2 protein-coding genes are annotated in these 2,560 nt (G+C 74.2%); one reads left to right on the top strand and one right to left on the bottom strand.

What is annotated here, in order from left to right:
• The coding region (locus J0670_RS35560; RefSeq protein WP_207816737.1) for a carboxylesterase/lipase family protein at positions 1-1,406 on the top strand (1,406 nt) is incomplete at its 5' end.
• 133 nt (positions 1,407-1,539) lie between these two features.
• Here J0670_RS35560 and J0670_RS35555 read toward each other — a convergent pair.
• On the bottom strand, positions 1,540-2,560 hold a 1,021-nt coding region (locus J0670_RS35555), incomplete at its 5' end, for a PP2C family protein-serine/threonine phosphatase (RefSeq protein WP_207816735.1).

The raw sequence follows: 2,560 nt of genomic DNA, 5'->3' as shown, positions 1-2,560 counted from the left end.
CGCCCCCGACCGGGCCGAACCGGTTCCGCCCGCCCCGGCCGGCGGCGCCCTGGCAGGGCACGCTCCCGGCCACCGCGCTCAAACCCGGCTGCCCGGAGGACCTGAGCGTCGGCGGTGACGGCGTTGAGGACTGCCTGCACCTCAACGTGTGGGCACCGCGTAGCGGCGGTGCGCCCAAGCCCGTCCTGGTCTACCTGCACGGTGGCGCGGACGAACTCGGCTCCGCCGCCGGACAGGTCTTCGACGGCGGCCGACTGGCCGTCCGGGGCGACGCGGTCGTGGTGGACCTCGACTACCGCCTCGGCATCCTCGGCTGGACCGAGCTCGGCTCGCTCGACCCGTCCTACGCGGGCTCCGGCAACAACGGGCTGCGCGACGAGGCCGCCGCGCTGGCCTGGGTCCGTCGGCACATCGCCGCCTTCGGCGGGGACCCGGGCGCGGTCACCGTCTTCGGGCAGTCGGCGGGCGCCGTCTCGATCAGCGCCCTGCTGGCCGGGGACCACCCCGAGCGGCTGTTCCGGCGCGCCGTCGTCCAGAGCGGACCGGGCTACCTGGTGCACACCGCGGCCGCCGCGCGGCGCACCGCCGAGCGCATCCTCACCACCGGCGGCATCCGGTCGGTCGCGGACCTCGACCGGCTGTCCACCCGGGAGGTCCTGGAGCTTCAGGAGCGGGCACAGGGCGGGCTCTCCGGGCCGTCCTCCGCCGTCTTCTTCGGGCCGTCGGTCGACGGTGCACTGGTGCCCGGGCCGGTGGTCGAGCGGATCGCGGCCGGCAGCGCCCGGCACGTCGACGTGATGACCGGCACGGCGGAGAACGAGACCGACTACTGGGCGCTGTTCGATCCCCGCGTGCTGGACGTCCCGCTGAGCGCGTACCGCAGCCTGCCGCCGGTCCTGGCCGGCCGCAGGCAGGAGATGTACGACCGCTATGCGGCGAACCGCCCCGGGCTGGCCGAGGGGCGGGTGGTCAACGCGATGATCACCGACCAGACCGAGCGGGTGCCCACCCTGCGCCTGGCCGAGGCGCAGTCCCGCTGGCGGCCGACCTACGTCTACCAGTTCGACTGGCACGTGCCCTACGTGCCCGGGCTCCCGGCGGCCCAGAACCTCGGCGCGATGCACACCCTCGAGCTGCCCTTCGTCTTCGGCGGCCTGGACCTGAGCCGCTTCCCGCGCGGCGCGCAGACCGTCGCCGAGCAGGGGCCGGCCCTCGCCGGGCTGTCCGACCGGATGATGGCGGCCTGGTCCGACTTCGCCCGCCGGGGCGAGCCGGGCTGGCCGTCCTACACCCCGGACGGTCGGGCGACCCGGATCTGGGACCTCGAACCGAGTGTCCGGTACGCGCCGCACGACGATGAGCGCGCGCTGTGGGACGACTACGACTTCGCGGCCTGGGACGGGTGACGGGTTTCAGCGAACAGATTTCAGCGAACAGCTTTCAGATGACAGATTTTGAAATCTGTCATCTGAAAGCTGTCATCTGTTTTCCGTCAGCCATCCGAAGGGCGGGCGCCCGGCCCGACCGGGGGCGCCGTTCTCACGGCAGCCGCTCGACCAACACCATCGCCGCGTCGTCGTCCAGCCGCCCGCCGACGTGGGCGAGCAGGTCGCGGCGCAGATGGTGCAGCAGTGCGACGGGGCGCTCGGATTGCCAGGCGGTGACACGCTCGGTGAGCGGGTAGAAGCGGCGCTGGGCGTCCCGGGCCTCGATCACGCCGTCGGTGTAGATCAGCAACCGGTCGCCGGGGCGGAACGGGAAGGTCTCCACCTTGTACTCCACCGGGGCGAGTTCGCCGAGACCGAGCGGGGGTGCGGGGTGGCGGGCCGCGAGGGTGGTGATGCCCTCGGGGCGCAGCAGCAGCGGGGGCGGGTGGCCGCAGTCGATCAGGCGGACGGGCGCGCCGTCGTCGGGTATGTCGAGCAGGACGGCGGTGATGAAGGACTCGCCGCCCTCGTCGGGGGCGCCGTCGGCCTCCGGGTGGTGCGCCGCGCGCGACTTGCGGAACGGCCAGGCCCGCCTGGGCTGCCGCGACGGCTTGGACTGCGACGACTCCGGCGACCGCCGCGACTGTTCGGCGAACTGGGCGAGGTCCCAGCAGACGCTGCCGTCCAGGTAGGCGGCCAGCCCCGGCAGGTCGGTGTGCAGGTGGGCGGCGGCGCGGAAGGCGCCGAGCAGCAGGGCCGCGTCGCCGAGCGAGGACAGGCCCTTGCCTCGCACGTCGCCGACCAGCAGCCGGGTGCCGGTGGCGGTGCGGGCGGCCGCGTACAGGTCGCCGCCGACCTGCGCCTCGGCCTCGGCGGCCAGGTAGACCGAGGCCAGGTGCAGCGGCCCGATCCGCTCCGGCAGTGGGCGCAGCAGGACCCGCTGGGCGGTCTCGGAGACCGAGCGGACCCGGGCCAGCTCGCGTTCGTGCCGGTCGCGCAGCACCCGCAGGCCGACGATCAGCGTCGAGACGACGACCTGCGCGCCCAGCTGGGTCTCGATGTTGGCGCTGGTCAGGCCTTCCCGGACGGCGCCGATGACGGTGAGCGCGGCCAGTGCGAGCACCGCGACCCCG

The organism is Streptomyces sp. FH025, from assembly GCF_017427025.1.
Taxonomy (GTDB): Bacteria; Actinomycetota; Actinomycetes; order Streptomycetales; family Streptomycetaceae; genus Kitasatospora.
This window is presented reverse-complemented; position numbering and strand designations above follow the sequence as displayed.